The organism is Pseudarthrobacter sp. B4EP4b, assembly GCF_006680095.1.
Lineage (GTDB): Bacteria > Actinomycetota > Actinomycetes > Actinomycetales > Micrococcaceae > Arthrobacter.
In genome coordinates this window covers 1-20,731 of sequence record NZ_VHIJ01000045.1, presented here as the reverse complement: position 1 = coordinate 20,731, position 20,731 = coordinate 1, and the positions used below count along the sequence as shown (strand labels likewise).

Below are 20,731 nucleotides of genomic sequence, written 5' to 3'. Positions count from 1 at the left end.
GAGTGAACCGGCCGCCCGCGGAGCGTCAAGGCTCGCCGCTGCGCGCCCGAGGACCGCCGGTAGGCGAAGCGGCAGGTTGAGGACGTTGCCGGAAATATACATCTACTCAGTACGTGCGGCGACCCAGGCCATCAACGTCCGGGTCTCATGGAACGTCGGCTGGTACGGGTGATCCTGAAAGGTCACCCGGTCGAAGCCGGGCTCCCCCGATCGCACAGCCACTCGGACGGCCATGTTCGACGGGCGCGTTGACGAGAGTGGTGAACGAACCCAAGCGCAAGGAATGACCGTAATCGGCATGAGGAATAGCCTTTTTGATCAGAATTCTCGAGCGAGCAGCCGCTCGACGCGGGGCTTCACTTCGGTGGCGAGGAGGGTCAGGGATTCGAGGTAGTGCTCTTGGGAAAGTCCGCCGATGTCCATTTGGAGGAAGTGGCGCATGTGGCCCATGTATCCGTGGAGGTGGACGATGCGTTCGGCGACTTCGTCGGGGTCGCCGATGTAGTACGCGCCTGGGGCGTCGGCTTGTGCGAGGTAGTCACGTTTGTCCGGCTTGGGCCAACCGCGGAGGCGGACCATCTCCAGATGGGCGTTGTACCAGCCCTGATAGAAGCGTTCGAGGGCCTCTTTCTTGGTGCGGGCGATGAGGCCGAGTGCAGCGACGGAGACTCGGATGTTCTTTCCCGTGTGGCCGGCTTGTTCGGCTGAGGCCCGGTATAGCTTGGCCAGAGGCGCGAAGCGGTGAGGGGCTCCGCCGATGATCCCGTATGAGATGGGAAGACCGAGTTGTCCGGCGCGGGCTGAGGAGGCGGCATTGCCGCCAGTGGCCAGCCAAATGGGGAGCTTGCCCTTCGCGGGCCGAGGGACGACGTTGAGGCTGCGGATCTCGGGACGCACGGTGCCCGCCCAGCTGACCGTCTCATTGTCACTGTCATTGAGCGTCATGAGAAGGTTGAGCTTTTCGGCGTAGAGGCGGTCGTACTCGGACATGTCGTACCCGAACAGTGGGAACGTTTCTACCGACGATCCGCGGCCGGCGGTGATCTCGATCCGGCCGCCGCCGGAGATCGCGTCAGCGGTGGCGAACTGTTGAAACACCCGGACCGGATCATCGGTGCCGATGATGCTTGCCGCGCTGCCCAGAGTGATCTGACGTGTCGCTGCTGCCGCGGCGGCGATCACGGTTCCGGGTGAGGACGCGGGCATGCTGATGGTGTGGTGCTCACCGATGCCGAAGTAGTCGAGCCCGGCGCTGTCGGCGTGGACGATCGCGTCGAAAAGGTTTTTGATGGCTTTCGCGGTCGAGCGGGTGTTGCCGTCGGGGTTCAGCTGGGTGTCACCGAAGCTGTAGGCGCCGATTTCCATGGGGTTCTCCGTGTCGGGTCCGGGTTGATGGGGGTGTCAGAGCGACGCGGTCGCGTTGCTGGTTTCGAGGAGCGCTGTAAGTTCGTCAGCTGTGTGAGATCCGTTGAAGATGGGTGTTCCAGGCTGGAACGCTCTTCCAGCTGGGAGGGGGCCCGCGTCGATGGGGTCGTAGCCGAGCCGGTCGATAAAATCCGCGACCGCCGCTTTGGCGGCCGGGTCGTCTCCAGCGAGAGCCAGCGCGCGACGATCGGGGGTGCCGGGCGGGCGACCGTCTTCCTCGAGCTCGTGATACCCGATGTGGTTCAGCGATTTCACCAGGCGCGATCGGCCAAGGAATTCCTGCACGACTTCACTGCTGGTGCGGGGGTCCGCTTCGAAGTCGTCGATCTCACCATCGATGGGCGCCCAGTAGTTCATGACGTCGATCGCGATCTTGTCCTTGAGGAGTTCGGGGCGGAGGGTGCGGTACTTGTGGAGAGGCACCGCCACGATGATAAGGTCAGCGGCGGCAGCGTCGATCGCATCGACCGCGGACGCTCCTGGAGTGACGATCTCAGCGAGCAGAGCGATCTCGGCGGCGGGCTTTCCCGTCGCGATCTTCACCTCGTACCCGGCGCGCATGGCTTGGCGAGCTACGGCAGTTCCGACGCGGCCGGCGCCGAGGACACCGACGGTGCCGATGGCGTGGTCAGTGTTCATCATCAGCGCATTCCTTTGCTTGCCGAGGAGTTCTGGTCTGCGGTGGTGCGGGAGTCACCCAGTTCTGCGTCGACGAGCGGTTTGACGCGCGTTCCCAGCAACTCGATGGAGTGCAGGAGGTCTCGCTGGGGAACGTGGCCGTAGTCCATTTCGAGGATTTGACGGTCATGACCCATCGCACGGTGCAAGTTGATGATCCGCTCGGCGATCTCCTCCGGATGGCCCACAAACAGCGCACCGGCACCGACAGCGGTGTTGTCGTAACGCTCGCGGCTGATCGGCAGGTGGCCACGCTGAGGAGCGACGATCTCCGCCCGGGCGCGCCGATGTCCGAACCACATGTCACGAGTGCGGGGGCCGACATCGCCGAGGAAGCCCGGGTTGGCGATACCCACCCGGATTTTCTCCGCGGGCATGCCCGACTTGGCAGCTGCCTGCCGGTAGAGGTTCGCCAGCGGCGCGAACCGGGCGGGCTCCCCGCCGACGATGCCATAGATGACCGGAAGCCACCGCTGACCCGCGCGCATCGACGAGCCCGGGCTGCCACCGGTGCCCAGCCATAGTGTCAGTTCACCGTTCTCGGGGCGGGGCACAACCAGTGCCTCATGGAGCGAAGGCCGATGCTTACCCGACCACGTAACAATCTCCTCCCGATTGAGGAGCTGGAGCAAATCCAGCTTCTCGGAGTAGAGCTCGTCGTAATCGGCAAGCTCGTACCCGAACAGCGGGTACGACTCGGTTGACGACCCGCGTCCCGCCGTGATCTCCGCTCGCCCATGCGAGAGCGCGTCGACGGTTGCGAATTGCTGGAACACCCGCACCGGGTCATCAGTGGACAAGACCGTGACCGAGCTGCCCAGCCGGATGTTCTTGGTGACCGTTGCCGCGCCGGACAGGATTACAGCCGCCGCGGACGCCGGCATCTCCCGAGTGTGGTGTTCACCCACCCCGAAGTAGTCCAGCCCGACCTCGTCAGCGACACGTATCGCCTCCACCAGGTTACGCATGGCCTCTGCCGTAGACCCCAGCTCGCCCGTCTGCGGGTCCTTCTGCACGTCGCCGAAGCTGTACACACCAAGCTCCACGAGCCGCCTCCTATAATTTCTTCTATTCAACAGATTATACGTGAGGCAGAACATCTGTGAACCACACATTATTCCCGAATGGTTTACTCGCAGACCGCGCCATCAAGGCCCGCTTTTTGACTGATCTGTGGCCCCCGCTCCCACTGCTGGCACACAGGGCTCACGGGGTGAGTGGCGGACGGCGATCTGCAAAGCGGATCCGGCCCGCGACGCTGAAGGAAAAAAGCCTGACAACAGGTACAGTCAAGTGGTTCAACGCCGAAAAGGGCTTTGGTTTCATCGCCCCCGACGACGGAAGCGCTGACGTGTTCGCACACTTTTCGGCGATCGCCTCCAGCGGTTACCGCTCCCTCCACGAGAACCAGAAGGTTCAGTTCGACGTCACCCACGGGCCTAAGGGTCCGCAGGCGGAGAACATCCAGCCGCTCAAAGCGGTTGTTAGAAGCTGGCCGGCTACAAGCCGGCTTCTCTGTTTTCCCCCAGCCTCGCTGCCGCACGTAACCGAGAATGAAGGCGGATTCCGTCCGCCAGGCTGGCGCATGCCAAGCGCTAGTTGGGTTTGGCTAGGGAGAGGCCCTGATCTCCCGAGGGTTCCGGCGGCCCGGCGGGGGCTGGCTGCGGTCGACGACGATGCAGTAGGTGGTCACTGATCCTGCATGTGTTCCAGCGGGGGTGCGGTGGTTCGGGCCGGTTCGGTCGATCCCTCCTCGACGGGGGTGGCGCTTGCTTCAGGCATATTGTCAGCGGCGAGTGCCTTGCGGCGGCGGTAAATCTGGACGCCGATAGCCACTGGGATGGCAGCGACGGCGACCGCCCGCATCCACGGCCTGTCCAGGACGTGCCCGGTGAGGGCGTCGAGGGAAACGCGTCCGGGTCCGCCGATCGCAAAGGACGTGGCAGCGAGCCCGAGCACTGCTGGGTATTCCAGGCCGCCGTCCATGGCGAAGAAGCCATTTGGTGCGTGCACACTGGCTGCGACGCCCATGGTGGTGGCGGCAGCCGCTCCGGCGGCCGGCGTTGCAAAGCCGAGGGCCAGTGCCAGGCCCGCACCTGCTTCACCGATCCCGGCGAGCATGGCGCTGGTCTTCCCGGGTCGGAAGCCCATCGCATGCATGCCTTTGCTGGTCTCTTCGATGCCGCCGCCGCCGAACCAGCCGAAGAGTTTCTGGGTTCCGTGCGCAACCAATACGCCGCCGACTGCGGCGCGGAACAGGGTGCGGGCGGCGGTAGTTGCTGCGGGGTTGATGTTGTCGTCGCTCATGATGATCTTTCCGGTGGGATGCATGGGGATCAGGCTCGGCGCAAGGCTACGCGGTAGGGCACCAGCAGGGCTAGGGCCCGGCATGCGCTGAAGCTTAAAAGGTTGTCCATCGCTTCGCAGGGACATCGCTGCCGAAGGAAAATGCACGGCTCCGGGGCGTTTGGCCGTCATGCTTCAAGAGGTGGGAGAGGCTCCGCCGCTACCCGGCAAACGGACGCGGCGGGCCGCGTCCTGCCGAACAATGACAGAAAAGATGCAGGTCCTGACCTTTATTTGCCATCCTGCTCGTGATCTGGCAGCCTGAAGCTTCGGTCAGCCGGCGACGAGATGTACTGCTTCACCCCCCCGGCATCACGCTGCAGTCTGGCTGTTTCGCGTCTCTTTTTGGAGCTTGCGTGCAGCTGTGATGAGCCTGACTGCGCCGGGTCCCCACATTATGCGCATGAAGGACCGAGGGGGACCGGCTTCTCCGGCCGTTGCTACGCCGAAACTTTCTAGTGGTCGTGTGGAGACCCATCAGGCGGCGGCAAGAAATGCGTGAATACCTGGTACCCGTCATAGCGCGCAATTATCTGCCGCGAAAACATTCCTTCGGCTGAAATCCAAAGAAGCGAATCGTCAGGCATAACCGCCTCCACTGTCCCTTTGCGGACACATTTGCCGTCTTTCCAGATTTCCACTCGCTGGCCGATAGCCCGCTGCCAATCTGGTTGCAGGTGAAGGTCCATCCTTTTCTCCTCAGTGCATGAAATTTGAAGTAGAGCTCCACTGTGTCAGTTCAGCGAGACCGCGGTGAGGTGCCGTAATCGCTGCGATATTTCGATGATCCGGGTGATCATCCGGCACCTCACCGCTGGAATCGGGAGGCAATTGAGATTGCCAGCTACAGGGAACGCTCTTCGTGCCCGTTGTATTCGCTCAGCGGACGGATGAGGGAGTTGGACGACAGTTGTTCCATGATGTGGGCGGTCCAGCCGGTGATGCGGCTGGCGACGAAGATCGGGGTAAATGTGGGGGTGTCGAAGCCCATGAGGTGGTAGGTGGGCCCGGCGGGGTAGTCGAGGTTGGGTTTGATGGCCTTGGCCTCGTCCATGGCCTGTTCCAGGCCGTTGTACAGTCCGAGGAGTTCAGGCCTGCCGTAGTGGGCGATCATCTTGTCCAGGGCGTCCTTCATGGTGGGTACTCGTGAATCGCCGTGCTTATAGACGCGGTGTCCGAACCCCATGACCTTCTTCTTCTGGGCCAAGGCATCTTCCATCCAGGCCTTTGCCCGGGTTGCGGCTTCCTCCAGGGATTCTTCGGTGCGGATTCCAATCTCGTCGAAGGTGTGCATGACGGCTTCGTTGGCTCCACCGTGCAGTGGGCCTTTGAGGGCTCCGATGGCAGCGGTTACGGCCGAGTGCAGATCAGAAAGGGTGGAGGTGACAACGCGGGCTGTGAAGGTGGAGGCGTTGAAGGAGTGTTCTGCGTAGAGGATCATCGAGACGTTGAAGGCCTCGATGACCTCGTCCGCGGGATCTTCGCCGAAGGTCATCCAGAGGAAGTTGGCGGAGTAGCCGAGGTCTTCCCGCGGCGGCACCACGTCTTGGCCGTGCCGGCGGCGCTGGTCGTAGGCCACGACTGCCGGCATAGCCGCCCAAAGGTCTACGGCCTTTTTCATGTTGGCCTCGGGTGAGGAATCCTCTGCTAACTTGTGGCGCGCTCCGAGCACCGAAGCCGCGGTGCGGCACACGTCCATCGGGTGGGCGTTCTTGGGCAGGGCGTCGATGATGGCCTTGAGCGCCGGGTCGAGTGCCCGGGCGGCCCTTTCGAGTGCGGTGAACTCGGCCAGCTGCTGCTTGGTGGGCAGGTCGCCGTTCCAGAGCAGGTAGGCGACCTCTTCGAAGCTGCATTTGGCCGCGAGTTCCTGGACAGGGTACCCGCGGTACAGCAGTGAGTTTGTTTCCGGGTTGACCTTTGAGACAGCGGTGTAGTCCACTACAACGCCGGCAAGTCCCTTTTTTATCTCTGTGTCAGCCATGCTGAACTCCTTCGTTGCAGTTCTTGGATTAGTGGACTTCGGGAATCTGAAAGTTGAAGATGCCGGAATCAAATTTGTTGTATGCCTCGTAATCCACGAGGTCATAGAGCCGCGCACGCGTGAGCATTTCAGGTACTCGTACCTGTTGACTTCCTAAGCTCTTGAGAGTGTCCAGAACGCGTTCAGCGGCCCCCATGGCACTACGGAGAAGTGTCACGGGATAGATCACCATGTTCACCCCTACGCCCTGGAGCTGTTTGGTGGTGAAGAGGTCGCTTTTGCCGAATTCGGTCATGTTGGCCAGGATGGGCACGTCCACGGCGTCGCGAATGGCCTGGAACTCGGCGAGGTCACGCATGGCTTCGGGGAAGATCGCGTCCGCGCCGGCGTCTACCAGGGCTTTGGCGCGGTCTTTGGCGGCGTTGAGTCCGTCGGTGGCGCGGATGTCGGTGCGGGCCATGATGAGGAAGTTGGGGTCGCGGCGGGCGTCGGCGGCGGCGCGGATGCGTTTGGTGGCGGTGTCGAGGTCGACGACGTTTTTGCCGTCGAGGTGGCCGCAGCGTTTGGGGTTGAACTGGTCCTCGATGTGCAGGCCCGCGAGGCCGGCGTTTTCGATTTCCTGGACGGTGCGGGCGACGTTCATGGGTTCGCCGAAGCCGGTGTCGGCGTCCACGATGGCGGGCAGGTCGGTCATCCGGGCGATCTGACCGGCGCGGGTGGCGACTTCGGTGAGGGTGGTCAGCCCGATGTCGGGCAGGCCGAGGTCGTTGGCCAGGACCGCGCCGGAGATGTAGACCCCGGCGAAGCCCTTCTCCTCGATCAGCCGGGCCGAGAGCGGGTTGAACGCGCCGGGGAACTGCGCGATGGTCCCGGACGCGAGGAGTTCGCGGAAGCGGATCCGTTTCTGTTCGGGGGTGGTGGTGGAGTACAGCATCAGAACAGTCCCTTCGGTGCCGCGGCGGGGTCGATGACGCCGGGGGCGGCGGTGATGTTCAGCTGGTCCAGTTCCCCGGGACCGAGTTCGGGGAGGCGTTCGACGGCGGCGAGGAACCGTTCGATTTCGGCCTCCTCCACCAGGCCGGCGGCGAGGGTGCGGAACTTGTTGATGTATTGCTCCCGGCCGAACGGCCGGGCACCGAGGGGGTGGGCGTCGGCGACGGCGATCTCATCGGTAATGACGGTGCCGTCGGCAAGGGTGATTTCCACCGATCCGCCGAAGGCTTTTTCGTTGATGTCCAGGGAGTGGTAGCGGCGGGTCCATTCCGGGTCCTCCTCCGTAGTGACCTTCTGCCACAGCTCGACGGTGTCCGGGCGGGCGGCCCGTTCGGGGGAGTAGGAGTCCACGTGGTGCCAGGCCCCGTCCTGGAGGGCGACGGTGAAGATGTAGGGGATGGAGTGATCCAGCGTCTCCCTTGACGCGGTGGGGGAGTATTTCTGGGGGTCGTTGGCGCCGGAGCCGATGACGTAGTGGGTGTGGTGGCTGGTGCGGATCAGCACGGACTTCACGTTGCCCGGCTCGGTGGCTTCGGGGTGCTCGCGGTGCAGTTTCCGGGCGAGGTCGATCCAGGCCTGGGCCTGGTACTCGGCGGAGTGCTCTTTGGTGTAGGTGTCCAGGATGGCCCGCTTCGCCTCACCAGGCGTCGGGAGGGGGACTTGGTAGTTGGCGTTGGGGCCGTCGAGCAGCCACGCAATCACACCGTCTTCGCCTTCGTAGATCGGCACGGGGGAGGTCTGGCCGCGCATGGCCCGGTCGGCTGCCTCCACTGCCATCTTGCCGGCGAAGGCGGGTGCGTGGGCCTTCCAGGTGGAGATCTCACCCTTGCGCGACTGGCGGGTGGCGGTAGTGGTGTGCAGGGCCTGCCCGACGGACTGGAAGATGGTCTCGACGTCGAGGCCCAGCAGGGTGCCGATCCCGGCCGCGGCGGACGGGCCAAGGTGGGCCACGTGGTCGATCTTGTGCTTGTGCAGGCAGATCGCCTTGACCAGGTTCACCTGGATCTCATACCCGGTGGTAATACCGCGGATCAGGTCAGCACCGCTGGACCCCACATGCTGGGCGACAGCCAGGATTGGCGGGATGTTGTCGCCCGGGTGGGAATAGTCCGCGGCCAGGAACGTGTCATGGTAGTCCAGTTCCCGGACAGCAACCCCGTTGGCCCAAGCCGCCCACTCGGGGGAGACCCGTTCGCCGATGCCGAAGACCTTCGCGCCCTTCCCGCCGGTGCTCGGGGCGTGGGCCAGGGCCTGGGCACGGGCTGCGACGATCGGGGCCCGGTTCAGCGACGCAATGGCAACTGACGCGTTGTCGATGATCCGGTTGATCACCATCTCCGTCACCTCCGGCGTGACGTCGACGGGGTCGGCGGCGACCACGGCGATTTTGTGCGCCAGCTGGTCCTCGCGGGGAAGGTTTTCCTCGCTCTTGTAGACCCGGACTTTGGCGTTCTTAACCATGCTTCTCCTTGAAGGGGATATGTGCGGGCATTTTGGTTGCGTGCGGTGCAGATGAAGAGTAGTCGCCACCACGACCAACCGTGACTACCAGCAGCAACAGCTGATCAAGCAGCATGCTCAGTGGCCGCCGCATGACCTCTCGAGACGCTGCTGCAAGGGAGCCAGGTCGTGTATTCACGTCGCCTCATGGCTTCGTTTGTTTGCATGCAAGTCCTATTGTATACATTCGGGATTAATAAGGCAATGGCGAGGCCAAAGCAGGCTGTTTTGTATACATGGCTGCTCCTGCGATGTGTCGCCCCTAACTCAGTGGGGCCCTAACAACCAGCATTTTTGACGGTACTGGTCACCCGTCCTGCTCAACCTGCGAACAGCTGTTAGGATCACGAGGCCATTCACAGCCTGCTGCGACTTCGAGTAATTAGACGGTCTTCAGTACGGAGAGCGTGAAGCAGATTGCCGCCCTGATTCCCGGCGCAGGGACCGAGAAAATTGGTTCTGTAGGCCCGATGCTAGCCGGTGACGACGATAATATTTTCACGGCCAGCCTTGCTTGTGTTCTTCACCTCTTTAAAGCCCAGCTCGGGGATGGCAGCCATATGCAAGTCAGCGGATGCGCAGCAAATGGGTGCCGGCTGGTCGGATCGGAACGTCGGAATTAGGGGCGAAAGTGCCGAACCGTATGCCGGGGATAGACCCTGTGACTGGCACTCCCCCGGCCGTCTTTCAAGAGCCGATAATAAAGATTATGTAAAGCCGTAATGACTCTAAGTGCGAATCGTGCACATCGTGAGCTTTCGGGGAACGTATTGAGGCTCTCCCCTAATCGGTGTCTGACCTGCAGATTCATTTTGACGTCAGGGTGCCGGGGAATGCCGCGAGTGAGTTCGGTGGAGCGCCTGGATGGGCCGCAGTAAGTGGCCTGTGAGCAGCCTTTTTGCCGGTAGTGATTGCGGGTCTCGCAATCTGCGTGCGAAGATCGCAAAGGGTTGCGGCGAGGCAAGGACTGACCATGGCGCAGGATGATGAGAATGTTCTGTTTGTTCCATTCGGCGGCGAAGCGCCGGATCCGGAATCGTTCCTGACGCTTGTCCTGGATGGCTGGGAGCGCCAGCAGCGCGCGAAGGATTTCTCACCATCGACCATCCGCACCAGGCGGAACGTGGTGCTCAGCCTCGTGGACTTCTCCGGCCGGTATCCGTGGCAGTGGACGTTGGGCGACGCGGACGATTTTTTCTCTCATGCGCGTGCTGTGCGAAATCTGTCCCATGGGACGGTCCGGTCTTACCAGGGTGCGGTGAAGCTGTTCTGCGACTATGCCTGCAGTCCGCACTATGACTGGTGTGAGCAGAGCGCGAGGCTCTTTGGTCAGGTCTTTGCCCAGGTGGTGACCGAGCTGAATCGGGTGACGCACGCGCAGCCCACGGAAGCCCGCCCGGCCAAGCGGCCATTCAGCCAGCGCGAGCTGCAGGACCTGTTTGATCTGGCCGACCTTGAGGTCGTGCGGATCCTGGACTCGGGCCGCAAGGGCGCACTGTCTGCCTGGCGTGATGCGATTGCGTTCAAGACAGCCTACGGATGGGGATTACGCTCGGACGAGCTGCGCCACTTGCAGATGGCGGATTTTTCGCGCAACGGCAAGGCGCCGTTTCTTGGAGACCATGGCGTACTCCGGGTGCGCTGGGGCAAACCCCACCGCGGCTCCGCGAAGAAGGTCCGTTCCGTCCTGACGGTTTGGGAGTGGTCTGCGGAAATGGTTGCCGACTGGATCAGGAACGGCCTCCCCCGCTACGGGCATCCCGTCACAGACCTCTTCCCTACCAGCGCGGGAAAAGTTGTCGGAGAATCGCACCTGATCGGCCGGCTCCATGACCTTGTAGACGAGCTGGGGTTCCCGCCGGGACTGGACCTGCACTCATTCCGCCGCTCATATGCCACGCACCTGGTTACGGGTGAGGGTTTCGATGTGGCTTTCGTTCAGCTTCAGCTCGGCCACGAGCACGCGGCCACGACCTCGATTTACACGCTGCCCTCCCCCGACTACCAGCGCCTCGCACTTGAGCGGGTGCATGAACGAATCATCAACGCGGCCCTGGAGCTGCCCGCTGAGAGGAAACACTGATGAGTAGACGAGAGATCGATTACACCTGGCGGGTCCGCGAGATCATGGCACGCCGCGGGGTCCATACGGCCACGGAACTCGCGGCCCTCCTGCACGATCGCGGCATCACCCTGACCGCCAACGCTATTTGGCGGATCGTGACCCAGGAACCCGAACGGATCTCCTTCAAAGTCCTCGTCGCACTCTGCGACGCCTTGGACGTAACGCCGAACGACCTGATCACCTACACGGCCACCGACACCAAAACCGTCCGACAGCACCGTAAAGCAGCTGGCGAAGACATTCCGGACATGCGCAACTACCGCCCCGTCCGCGCCCGGATCGTCGAGGACCATGACTAACCGAGGGCGTCCAGCCACTGCCGGCAACGGCTCCGCTCGCCCGCCAACACTGACCGATCTGCCCGCCCCCAAGAAGCGCGGCCGACCACGCTCAACCGGAGATTACACCTGCGGTCGGTGCCACCAGCAAGTCGCCAAGATCCGGGTGCACTGGCCCGACGGCCCAGTCTGCGGAGCCTGCTTCACAGAAGCCACCCACAGCCGCGGGAAGTGCCCCTACTGCGGAGAGACCCGCATGCTCCCTGGCCGCTCGCCAGACCTAGAACCCATCTGCCGCGACTGCTCCGGCATCACAACCGACTTGACCTGCACACGATGCAAACGCGAATCCGAACGGTTCCGGGCCGGCCTCTGCATCCGCTGCACCCTCACAGACGACCTCACGACAGTGCTTAAACCCGATGATGATTTCCGTCTGCGCCGGCTGATCGGCCTCCTCACCGAAACCGGCAGGCCCGAGAGCATCTACACCTACATGCGCCGCGGCACGAAGGCCCGGGCATTACTCGAGGCAATCGGAGACCGAACCCTCCCGCTCACTCACGAGGCCTTCGACGCTCTTCCCCCGTCCACTGCCGCCGAACACCTGCGCGCTCTGCTGGTCCACCACCGCATGATGCCAGGGCGCGGCAACGAAAAGCTCACCCGCTTCGAACATTGGCTGGCCGCAAGGATCAGCAACCTCCCCGATGACGGCACGAGCCAGCTGATCGAACGCTATGCGGCATGGCACCACCTCAAACGCATCCGGCACAAAGCCGCAGACCCGGGCGTGAATCTCGAAACCGTTACCCACGCGGCTAAACAGGACATCACCGAAGCAGGCAAGCTCCTCATCTGGCTCCGGCACTCTCACGGCATAGCAGCAGGCGAACTAAAACAAACCCACATCGACGAATACCTCAGTACCGGCCCCAGCACCCGCAAGCACATCCGCAATTTCGTCCGGTGGCTCAACCACGACCGCACACAACCAGGGCACCTCGACGCACCGTTCCGTCCTGCACAATCAACGCCAATGATCACTCAGTCCGAACGTATAGAACTCGTGCGCAACTGCCTGGAGCAAGACCACATCATCAGGTCCACACGCCTCGCCGGCCTGATCTTGCTGCTCTGGGCACATCCCTTGAACAAGATCGTCATGCTCCGCCGCGAACACATCGGCATCACTCCCGAGGGCGTGTTCCTCAAACTGGGGACCACCCCGGCCACTATCCCCGCAGCAATAACCGAGATGTTCTGGAGCCAGCGTGAGGGATCCGAGAACCAGAACACGACAAACACGAACACGCCATGGCTCTTCCCCGGCACCCGCGCCGGCCAGCACCTACACCCGGCGACCCTCTCTGAACGGCTCAAAGTCCTCGGAATCGACGCGCAAAGGGCCCGAAACGCCACACTGCGCGACCTCACCCAGGAAGTCGACGCCCGAACACTCATTGACCTACTCGACTACAGCCCCGCGGTCATCGCACAGCACGCCGCACGCGCAGCGACGCGAATGTCTGACTACATCGTCTTCAAGCACAAACGGAGCCCCTAACGCCCCCACCCATGGCGAGAAATCGGATAACGTACTTCGCCATCAACGGTCAGGAGGGGTCAGTGTCTGAAGAAGCTGGTTAGCCTTCGCACTCGATGCAATAGGAATGGCCGTTGCTCTCCCGGGCAAGCTGGGACCGGTGCCGGACGAGGAACAGGAATAGCAGGTGAATTCGTCCGCAGCCTGGGGAATTACCTGCACGATGAGCTCGTCGGAGATGATTTCGCCGCCAGGTGTCAGCCCTTCGTCGAGGGCGTCGGCTTCGTCCAGCTCGGTGACGACGCTGCGGGCATCTGGGGCATTCGCGGACTGCAGGTCCTCCAGTGAACGATCCTGGGACTCCTTGACATCGGAACGGACTTCGTCATAGTCGGCTGCCACGTAAGTGCTTCTTCCTTCTCTGGTCTCTCGTGCTCACTTCGGAAGCGACTGTAACGTACCCGCTTGCGCGGTTGTTCCTCGAAACGTGCGCGAGTGATATCGGGGCGCTTGAGGTGTGCGGCCATTACTTCCCCCGTCAGGTAATTAGATACGTCAAGACGTAATAGGTGCCACAGTTAGAAACCCCACTGCGATGAGCAATGGCGAAGCTCCGGTCAAATAGCGGTTGACCGGAGCTTCGCTTCATTATGACCCCCGCTACCTGAGAAACTCCTGAGAGCCGGCGACCCGACGCTCCTCTGCCGCCCCGCATGTTAAGGCAGGGGCCTGGCGGCAATGCCAGACTGACACTCCCCCGCCACTGACTCCTAGTGAAGGATGCCCTATCGCTGCCCCCCCCCTTTGTCAGCCGATATGGAGGCATATATAGCTTTAAGGTTCAAGTGACGGTCTCATCGGCAGCCTATCGCCTCCTAGTTCAAACTAGGAAACACCGAGTTCAGGACAGTAGCTGCTGATGAGTACACGGGTGAGTTGTTCCCCCCGGGTGGTCAGGGCTTCTAAGTCCTCCAACGACATAGGAGCGAAGTTTGTTGGGTATTCCGCTACCCGGCTACGCGAAACTAAGTCTGGGATTTCTATCGGGAGGCGCGCGTCCCGCATGCCAAGATATGAGTAGACAACGCCGTGAAGCTCGCGAGCCCTTGACAACTCATGGATTCTTGCGCGGTAGCCATCCTGGGAACGAGTGTGGACGACACCGAAGGCGCGTGCCAGTCGCCCGAGCATGAAGTTAGGAGACTTCTTCGCGGCCCTTCCCACACCTGCGTCAACGGCGATTATGTAATTCAAGTCGTGCACGTGTCGGGTGTACTGCTTCGAACGTCCGGGTAGTAGCGGGCTCAATCCGAGATTGTCATATACGCCGCCATCCGTCATAAGCACCGTCTTGTCCTGCTCCGTACCGTCCTGGAGCTGAAACGTGTACTCCCGGTTTAATTGCGGCAATAGCAAAGGAAATGCTGCCGAGGCCGCAACGGCGTCAGCTACAGGAACCTGCTGAGCGATCACGCCCAGAGTCGAACTGGAGCTCACATCACTTCCAAACCGGACGGCGTTGCCCGTGGATAGATCCGTGGCGGAGATGATGGTGGTGAGCCCAGGGTGGGTAACTTCAGACATCGTCTTTCGTCCAAAATCATGTGTTACCAACGCATCAACCAAGGCCTCGGTGCGTGTGCTCTTCCTGTCCTTTCTGTACTTTGCAGGCAGGACAGCCCCGGTGACACTTGTCAGATTAGCCGTTGCTCGCTTTGGGCTAAATGCACGCAACAGGAGTTCACGCTGCAAACCTCGACGAAGCAACTCTGTCACCGAGTCATCGAACTCTTGGAATGACTCAGGACCGTATGCCCACATAGCCGTAAGCAGACTACCGCCGCTGATGCCGGAAACAACCTCTATCTCTTTCAGTAAATCCCGGTCGTGTAAGGCGCGAAGCGCGCCCAGCCCGAAAGCAGTTGCTCTAAAGCCTCCCCCTGACAGAGCCAGGCCTATTCTTTGACGCCGAAGATTAGGCATGGTCGCCCCCAAAGAACTCCCGCCACCGTCGACGTGCTTCCGGTGAAGACTTTTCCGAAATGCCATGCAGCTCGCCAGCAGCCTGACTATAGCCCCCTCTGAAGTACTTTCCGGGCGGTAGGGACTGCAACTGCATGCCACCGATGTAGGCCAGTTCCCCGCTACGACTTCCTGCCGGCCGCGGGACAACGCGGACGAAAGTTTGCGGTTGCATATGCGGCGCCGAATCACGCCAGGACGACCACTGCTCTCCTGGGCCACCGAAAATCATCATCAAAGCCCGTTTAAGAGTCCCGTCCGGACCAACGATCCTCTGCATACCCTGCCGGTCGGTGTTGCTCGGGGAGGCTTCACCATCCGGGTGAGTATGCCAGAATCCCACGAAGCCGCTGGCATTGCCCGATCTCTTCATTTCCACGTCGACACGGTTCTGAACACCCTCAACCCCATGCTGGAAGTAGGTTTCGGATAAGAAGCTGTCTGGGGGCGGTCCAGCGACACCGTCCACAAAGACGACACCCAGTGCCTCGTCAAATGAACCAAACAGCATACCGCCGGTCTCGATCTTCTCACCTCTAATACGTGCACCTCGCCTAACCTCGGAGCGCACTTCGGCCATTGCGGACGCGTTCATTTGAACCACAAATCCCGAAGAACTATCAGTGAGGACTATGTCCGAGGGCCACGCCATGCGCGATGTCCCCGCTGTAGCCGCCTCTCCCGTGCGGACGACGGAAGCAAACGAAGTTGCGCTGAACGTCGTTTCTTCCTCCGCGACCCTCGTTCCGCCGCTCAGAACAAGAAGGGCTTCGTTTAGCATCAAACCGGCCAGTGCCGTAGTTTGCGCAGCAGATCCAACAAAAGTCGGCGCCGAACACCCAGGCTCCGGGAAAAATAGCTCTGTTCGCGGAGTTTCCGGGAAGAAATCGTCCCTGACGTCCTGCCATTCCGGGAAACCTGCAGAAGCGAGGAGGGCGACCTTTCGAAACGAACCAACCCCGCCCATCGTTGAAGACTGCAGGTTTGTTGTTACCAGGCCTCGCTGTGCATCATGACCGATGACCATTGTGACCAGAGGTTTCCGCATTCTCGACCGCATCAACCACCGCTCGACAAGGCCACGGACTGCCGCGTCAGCACTGGCGTCAACGATGAGATCGAAATCGTCTAAGCTGGCCGGCGCGTCTTCGTTGAAGAGCGTTGTGCGAACATTCCCCACAACGGGGTTAACTTCGGTCGTCGAGATCGTCGACAAACGGGCGGCCAAGGCCTCGGCTTTGGGTTTCCCAATGTCCGAGTCCGTATATGGCTGGCGGACCAAGATACCCGGCGTGACGGTGCCTTTATCGGCCACTGTCAATTGAAAAGCGCCGGCTCGGACGCAATACTCCGCGACGGGTGCCCCTAAAGCTCCACACCCAAGGACCAAAACCCTCTTGTCGTTCAACCAACTTGCCGGCGTCCCTTGGTCCCTTCTTTGAGTCACTTCCGGGCGCACTTCCATGACACTCATCCAAGAAATTGCTGCATCATCAAACCACTTGCCTGCCAAGGCGTCTACGTCGGCTTTCAGCTCCTCGGCGCCCTCCAATTCCTGTACCTGAGAGAACAGTTCAGCAATTTGGGCCCGGAGGGGATCCAGCTTCCATGCAGCCAAATGTGCCAGTCTGGCGTCGCCATCAACACGTCGCGAAGGGGTCCCAATTATCATCGCGTTGAACAATGGATCTTCAACTTCGCTTGGTGTATGCCACGGCATACCGGCTGCAGAACGATCTTCGCTCACTTGCCGGGAGCGTAAAGCTCTGTTTATCGCCCCGGACCGGGCAAGATCTGTCAGCAGAAGACCCTTGTCATATCCCGAATCACTCAGGCCTTCGCTCAGCAGCTTAACGCGTGTGGGGTATTCAAAACCGAGCTCGGAGGGGACGAGCGCCACCGGTATTGCCATAACAGGACGTCCCGCATGAAAGATCTCAGCTTCTGGACTGACGGCTCTTTGGACTGCCTCTTCAGGGGCTATCCATTCGAGCACGTCCACTCGGCGCTGTCCCACGGCGCACCAGGCCATCATGCGGCAGATGCCTCCAGCGGTTCCCTTCGAGCTCCACGGTGCTCTCTCGCCAATGTTTGGGTGGATCAGGATGGAACCGTGGACGGAAGCGGAATAGACTGCAGGCGGGTGCAGGGGTTCCCCGTCAGGATCGAGGGTCCCCTCGGCAGCGTGGTCAATCCATTCCGAAAGACGAGATATCAGACCGCGCATGCCGTCTGACGGGTTCCATTCTACGGACGGTGCAGCATAGAGACAGAGGTAGCTTCCCCACTGCACGTGGGGTGTGCCGGCCCATCTCTTGTGCACCGACCACACGGATGGGTGCTCGTAAGGAAAGCCCTCATCTACCGCGATTTTGAAGCGCTCCCGCGCGCGAACGGCGATTCCCTCAGGCCGCTGGGTTACGCCCGAGGTGTCCAAAGAAATTTCAAAGACGTGGCCCGCCTTTGCTTCCCATTCCTTGAGAAGTTCAACTGCACCGTCGCCAACTTCAGCGATGTCTTGAAGCTGGCGACGAGCCAATTCGTAACCGCGCTGAATCACCTGCCGAACCCGATAGCCGATTTCGGTGCCTCGTCCGTTCCCCGGTCTGCCGCAACAGCTGCCCGGACGCGCTCAGTTCCGCTCATATCTGCGGTCGCCGCGACACCTACACGGCCCCCTGCATAACGGCCGGCCGCAGTGGCAGCGACGGCTACCTCTGTCAGACGACCACGGGCACTTGCCGTCAGTGCACCCTTCGCCAAGGACTCGACCACTGCGTCCTCAAAGATGCGGGCCCCACTGGCGTCAACGCCGAAGACGACTGGAGACGGATCCTCCACGGTAGGCCATTCCATGGTGCAAATAAACCTGGAAGCATAGTCGCGATACCTATCAGCGGCCTTCCGATGAGGCGGGTTGGCGCTTTCAACATCAATATTGGGGATGACCGCACTACTGGCGACGACGGCAGAGCCCTCGCGCGCATGCTTCTCAAAGGCCTCAAGAATATCGGTTTTGAGTACATCTTTGCCGTCTTCGCGAATGTACATCACCTTTTTGGAGCAGTGATGAGGCGCCAGGAGTAGATCCCAGGCGAGATACTGTGGCCTTCCTTTGTCCTCGCTGTATTCGAAGATCTTAATGATCGTGTCGTAAGCAAGATCGCCGAATAGAAGCACCTTGCCGTTTTGGCCTCCGTCGTCCGTCAGGGTCACCTGCATGGACAGCGATGTGTCATTCCTGGCACCAGCGCAGTCGTCAACGAACGGTGCATGAATGAAGGCCTCAAAGCGGCCCTCATAGTCGATACCATCGATCTTCGTGATGCTCTTGCCCGGACCACTGAGGTACTCGTCAGGAAGCTCCGAATATGCATGCTTCTCATGATCCGTGTCATATCCGACTACGATGAGCCTGTCACCGCCCGCAACGCTCTTACCAGCTGCCACTGCTTTCTTGATGGCTTCCACGCGGCGTTCAACCTCGGCGTGGAACGCCTGGGCGTCCTCGCAGAGCTCTTCGGCCGTCGGGTCGTCGAGAATTTCCCGCCACATGCGAGGAGTTGCCCAAAGTTCACCGATGGTGGCTTTGGACAGCAGGTCGGCAAACCCACTGCAATGGTCCTTGTCCGCGTGGGTAAGGGCGAATGCTGACAAGTACGGGCGGCCATCCGTCCCTTCTGGCAATGCGGCGACAAGCAGGTCTACCACCGGAACCTCGGGCGTATCCTCATCATCGGCTTTGTCCCGATCATTCAAATCAACCTGCAGCAAAACATCCTGACGGATAACAACGGTAGAGCTATCACCCGTTCCTACGGGCCAGAAAACCACACCAAGGTCGGGCAATTCGTTAGTAGTCAAGAAGTCGTCCATTTCCCCCACCGGGTCAACACCGCGGCAAGCAGTCGGGCCTGCGCTGAGAGTGCCGTCACGCTGACATTCTCGTGGGAGCTCGCCTGGCACTTCAACCTACGGGTGAATACTACATGTAGTATCCACGCACCGAAGTTACCACAACATATTGTGTCCCACGAGTGTAATTTTGGCGGGCATCCTAGCAGGGACCTCGTTCTCGGCTGCGAAATCCAATCTACTGGAGAGCTCCTTGGCATTTCACAGCCACGTGCGGCCTTGATTGAATCTTGAGCAAATTTTGAAGCTTATCTGCCGAAAATAAGCTAGCCCGCGTTCGGCCACTTCACCTGAGAGGCCGAGGAATTCGAAGTTGTAAGGGTCCTTAGCTACCTGCTGGGTGAGCTCCGAATTTCGTGCAAACGAGGTGTTGCCCAAAGTTGGAGGGCGGGCGCTCCCCCATACCTATAAGGCCATTGCTCCGGACCGCCATTTTCGAGTGCGGACCGCAGCACTTCCTCAGCGCCATTGGGGTTTCCCAGTCCTTGCAAGCGAAGACTCATCGACAGCGCCGCCAGTGTGCCTCCGTCCTTGGCCGAAAGCAGCTCGCATTCCCAGTCCTCGCGATCTCCGGAGCCGAAAAAGCAGGTCTAGTTCCCAAGTCCGCCTGACCGGAGGCCTTCGCCGCGGCCTGATCCGCAGCAGAACGGCTATCTGCGGTTTTCGGGACGCCAATACCAAAGCGAAGCAATCGCAATCAAATTTCCACGCACTCTCAGGCAGGGGAAACCCTGTCGCAGGTGTAAGGGCCCCGCCTGAACGGCCCCCCAGCAGGAAGGAAACGCAATGCAGTCCAAGCGATCCACCACTTTCCATGACGTACTCTCAGCCCTCACGCGCTGGGCTGCGAATGCCCTTCGCGCACTGGCCCCGCTCCCGACCCTCGCCGCGGCACCACGTCGGTGGGATGGCGCCGGAACGTGTATGGCAGTGATCCGCGGCGGAGGAACTGCTTATATGGCAATGGCAGCGCTGGCCTACGTTGGACCGGATGGCGGGGAGCATCTCGAGCTGTTCCGCGGGTACAGCCCCGCCGGTATCCCCGAGCACGCCGCGGCATCCGCCCGCATCGACGCCCTCGCCTTCCTCCTGGACAACCCCACCAACGCCCGCACGACCTGCCTGTTCATCGACGACCCCGCGCTGCGCAGGGAAATCACCACCCTTCAGGACTCATTCCCCACCCTGCAGCTCACCGCAACCGCCGACTCCCGCCTTTCAATCGCCGCTTCACAGGCAGGCAGCCGAGCAAACAGCGTCACCGTCTACGCCAGCGCCGCCGCTGCACGGCTTTCCCTCCACAACCTCGGCAGCGAGTGCCGGACAGTCATCGCAACCGATGCATCCATCGTTCCCGGAAAAGCTGGCGCAGGGATCGCCGCCGTTGCCAGCGACGGGATGGTGTGGCAGGACCGGTTGCCGGGAACCTGCGACATCACCTGGGCCGAGCTAAAAGCGATCCACGCAGCAATCACCCACCACCCGGGCAAAGATCTCCTCGTTCTCTCCGACAGCCAAGGTGCGGTGGCTTTCGCCAACGGCACAGCCATACCGGCGCAGGCACGGATGCGCCGGCTCGCAGCCCAAATCCAGGCATTGCGCGCCGACCGCGCCATCGAGATCACTTGGGTCCGTGCCCACAACGGGCACCCGCTCAACGAAGCAGCAGACGCCATGGCCCGCCACGCCCGACGCGCGGCCGCACCAGCTGCCCTTGCCGCCTAACGCCCCGATCTGGGTGCTGCCCCACTCCGCGGGCAGCACCCAGAACAGCAATGCACATCGGCGACGGCGGGGGAAACCCTGTCACAAATACAGAACGACAACGACGAAGGAAACCAACCATGGACCACAGCGAGACCCTTTCCTACCAGCTCCCCACCCCGCTCCCGCCCCTCCGGCGCGGAAAGTCGGCCCGACAC

The 20,731-nt window shown here is 61.4% G+C and carries 14 protein-coding genes and 3 pseudogenes; 5 read left to right on the top strand and 12 right to left on the bottom strand.

The genetic code is table 11. The features are described from left to right. Positions 1-318 precede the first annotated feature (318 nt). Genes FNL14_RS17090 through FNL14_RS17080 form a run of 3 tightly spaced genes read right to left on the bottom strand, consistent with a single transcriptional unit; the run spans position 319 to position 3,149 of the window. The gene (locus FNL14_RS17090) at positions 319-1,365 is read right to left on the bottom strand and encodes an LLM class flavin-dependent oxidoreductase (RefSeq protein ID WP_142062329.1); all 1,047 of its coding nucleotides are present in this window, start codon (positions 1,363-1,365) and stop codon (positions 319-321) included. A 36-nt stretch (positions 1,366-1,401) separates the two neighbouring features. Then, positions 1,402-2,067, bottom strand: a complete 666-nt coding sequence (locus tag FNL14_RS17085) for an NADPH-dependent F420 reductase (protein ID WP_255470891.1) — start codon at positions 2,065-2,067, stop codon at positions 1,402-1,404. Next, positions 2,067-3,149, bottom strand: coding sequence for an LLM class flavin-dependent oxidoreductase (locus tag FNL14_RS17080; RefSeq protein ID WP_142062326.1), 1,083 nt, complete (start codon positions 3,147-3,149; stop codon positions 2,067-2,069). Before FNL14_RS17080 ends, FNL14_RS17085 begins: the two co-directional genes overlap by 1 nt. A gap of 227 nt (positions 3,150-3,376) precedes the next feature. On the opposite strand from FNL14_RS17080, the pseudogene FNL14_RS17075 reads away from it, so the two are divergent. After that, positions 3,377-3,577: pseudogene (locus FNL14_RS17075) on the top strand (cold-shock protein); the annotation flags it as partial. 215 nt (positions 3,578-3,792) lie between these two features. Here FNL14_RS17075 and FNL14_RS17070 read toward each other — a convergent pair. From FNL14_RS17070 to FNL14_RS17055, 4 genes are all read right to left on the bottom strand, one after another. Continuing rightward, entirely contained in the window at positions 3,793-4,434 is a 642-nt protein-coding gene (locus FNL14_RS17070) for a DoxX family protein (protein ID WP_255470890.1), read from the bottom strand. An 859-nt stretch (positions 4,435-5,293) separates the two neighbouring features. Continuing rightward, a complete protein-coding gene (locus FNL14_RS17065) occupies positions 5,294-6,430 on the bottom strand; it encodes a bifunctional 2-methylcitrate synthase/citrate synthase (RefSeq protein ID WP_142062323.1) in 1,137 nt (378 codons plus the stop codon). A 28-nt stretch (positions 6,431-6,458) separates the two neighbouring features. Next, entirely contained in the window at positions 6,459-7,364 is a 906-nt protein-coding gene (gene prpB, locus FNL14_RS17060) for a methylisocitrate lyase (protein ID WP_142062320.1), read from the bottom strand. After that, positions 7,364-8,884: an MmgE/PrpD family protein gene (locus tag FNL14_RS17055; RefSeq protein ID WP_142062317.1), complete on the bottom strand. Its 1,521-nt coding sequence runs from the start codon at positions 8,882-8,884 to the stop codon at positions 7,364-7,366. Before FNL14_RS17055 ends, prpB begins: the two co-directional genes overlap by 1 nt. Before the next feature lie 946 nt (positions 8,885-9,830). Here FNL14_RS17055 and FNL14_RS17050 point away from each other — a divergent pair. From FNL14_RS17050 to FNL14_RS17040, 3 genes are all read left to right on the top strand, one after another. Further along, the gene (locus FNL14_RS17050; RefSeq protein WP_255470892.1) at positions 9,831-11,006 is read left to right on the top strand and encodes a site-specific integrase; all 1,176 of its coding nucleotides are present in this window, start codon (positions 9,831-9,833) and stop codon (positions 11,004-11,006) included. Beyond that, a complete protein-coding gene (locus tag FNL14_RS17045; protein WP_142062314.1) occupies positions 11,006-11,347 on the top strand; it encodes a helix-turn-helix transcriptional regulator in 342 nt (113 codons plus the stop codon). Before FNL14_RS17050 ends, FNL14_RS17045 begins: the two co-directional genes overlap by 1 nt. 301 nt (positions 11,348-11,648) lie before the next feature. Then, entirely contained in the window at positions 11,649-12,893 is a 1,245-nt protein-coding gene (locus FNL14_RS17040) for a hypothetical protein (RefSeq protein ID WP_142062312.1), read from the top strand. Between the two features lie 79 nt (positions 12,894-12,972). Here FNL14_RS17040 and FNL14_RS17035 read toward each other — a convergent pair. The 5 genes and pseudogenes from FNL14_RS17035 to FNL14_RS23675 form a co-directional block, all read right to left on the bottom strand. Further along, positions 12,973-13,274: pseudogene (locus FNL14_RS17035) on the bottom strand (DUF4193 domain-containing protein). Between the two features lie 483 nt (positions 13,275-13,757). Then, positions 13,758-14,855 carry a patatin-like phospholipase family protein gene (locus FNL14_RS17030; RefSeq protein WP_142062309.1) on the bottom strand — a complete coding sequence of 366 codons (1,098 nt, stop codon included), beginning with the start codon at positions 14,853-14,855 and terminating at the stop codon, positions 13,758-13,760. Further along, the gene (locus FNL14_RS17025) at positions 14,848-17,454 is read right to left on the bottom strand and encodes a ThiF family adenylyltransferase (protein WP_142062306.1); all 2,607 of its coding nucleotides are present in this window, start codon (positions 17,452-17,454) and stop codon (positions 14,848-14,850) included. The genes FNL14_RS17030 and FNL14_RS17025 overlap by 8 nt, the downstream gene beginning before the upstream one ends. After that, a complete protein-coding gene (locus FNL14_RS17020) occupies positions 17,451-18,758 on the bottom strand; it encodes a hypothetical protein (protein WP_142062304.1) in 1,308 nt (435 codons plus the stop codon). The genes FNL14_RS17025 and FNL14_RS17020 overlap by 4 nt, the downstream gene beginning before the upstream one ends. Before the next feature lie 318 nt (positions 18,759-19,076). Further along, a pseudogene (locus FNL14_RS23675) lies at positions 19,077-19,197 on the bottom strand (DUF1016 domain-containing protein); the annotation flags it as partial. A 398-nt stretch (positions 19,198-19,595) separates the two neighbouring features. On the opposite strand from FNL14_RS23675, the gene FNL14_RS17010 reads away from it, so the two are divergent. Continuing rightward, a complete protein-coding gene (locus tag FNL14_RS17010; RefSeq protein WP_142062301.1) occupies positions 19,596-20,534 on the top strand; it encodes an RNase H family protein in 939 nt (312 codons plus the stop codon). Positions 20,535-20,731 lie beyond the last annotated feature (197 nt).

Bases quoted from the DNA above. Each gene is read 5' to 3' on its own strand.
- FNL14_RS17090 (WP_142062329.1), bottom strand. From the start codon at position 1,365: ATGGAAATCGGCGCCTACAGCTTCGGTGACACCCAGCTGAACCCCGAC.
- FNL14_RS17085 (WP_255470891.1), bottom strand. From the start codon at position 2,067: ATGATGAACACTGACCACGCCATCGGCACCGTCGGTGTCCTCGGCGCC.
- FNL14_RS17070 (WP_255470890.1), bottom strand. From the start codon at position 4,434: ATGCATCCCACCGGAAAGATCATCATGAGCGACGACAACATCAACCCC.
- FNL14_RS17065 (WP_142062323.1), bottom strand. From the start codon at position 6,430: ATGGCTGACACAGAGATAAAAAAGGGACTTGCCGGCGTTGTAGTGGAC.
- prpB (WP_142062320.1), bottom strand. From the start codon at position 7,364: ATGCTGTACTCCACCACCACCCCCGAACAGAAACGGATCCGCTTCCGC.
- FNL14_RS17055 (WP_142062317.1), bottom strand. From the start codon at position 8,884: ATGGTTAAGAACGCCAAAGTCCGGGTCTACAAGAGCGAGGAAAACCTT.
- FNL14_RS17045 (WP_142062314.1), top strand. From the start codon at position 11,006: ATGAGTAGACGAGAGATCGATTACACCTGGCGGGTCCGCGAGATCATG.
- FNL14_RS17030 (WP_142062309.1), bottom strand. From the start codon at position 14,855: ATGCCTAATCTTCGGCGTCAAAGAATAGGCCTGGCTCTGTCAGGGGGA.
- FNL14_RS17010 (WP_142062301.1), top strand. From the start codon at position 19,596: ATGCAGTCCAAGCGATCCACCACTTTCCATGACGTACTCTCAGCCCTC.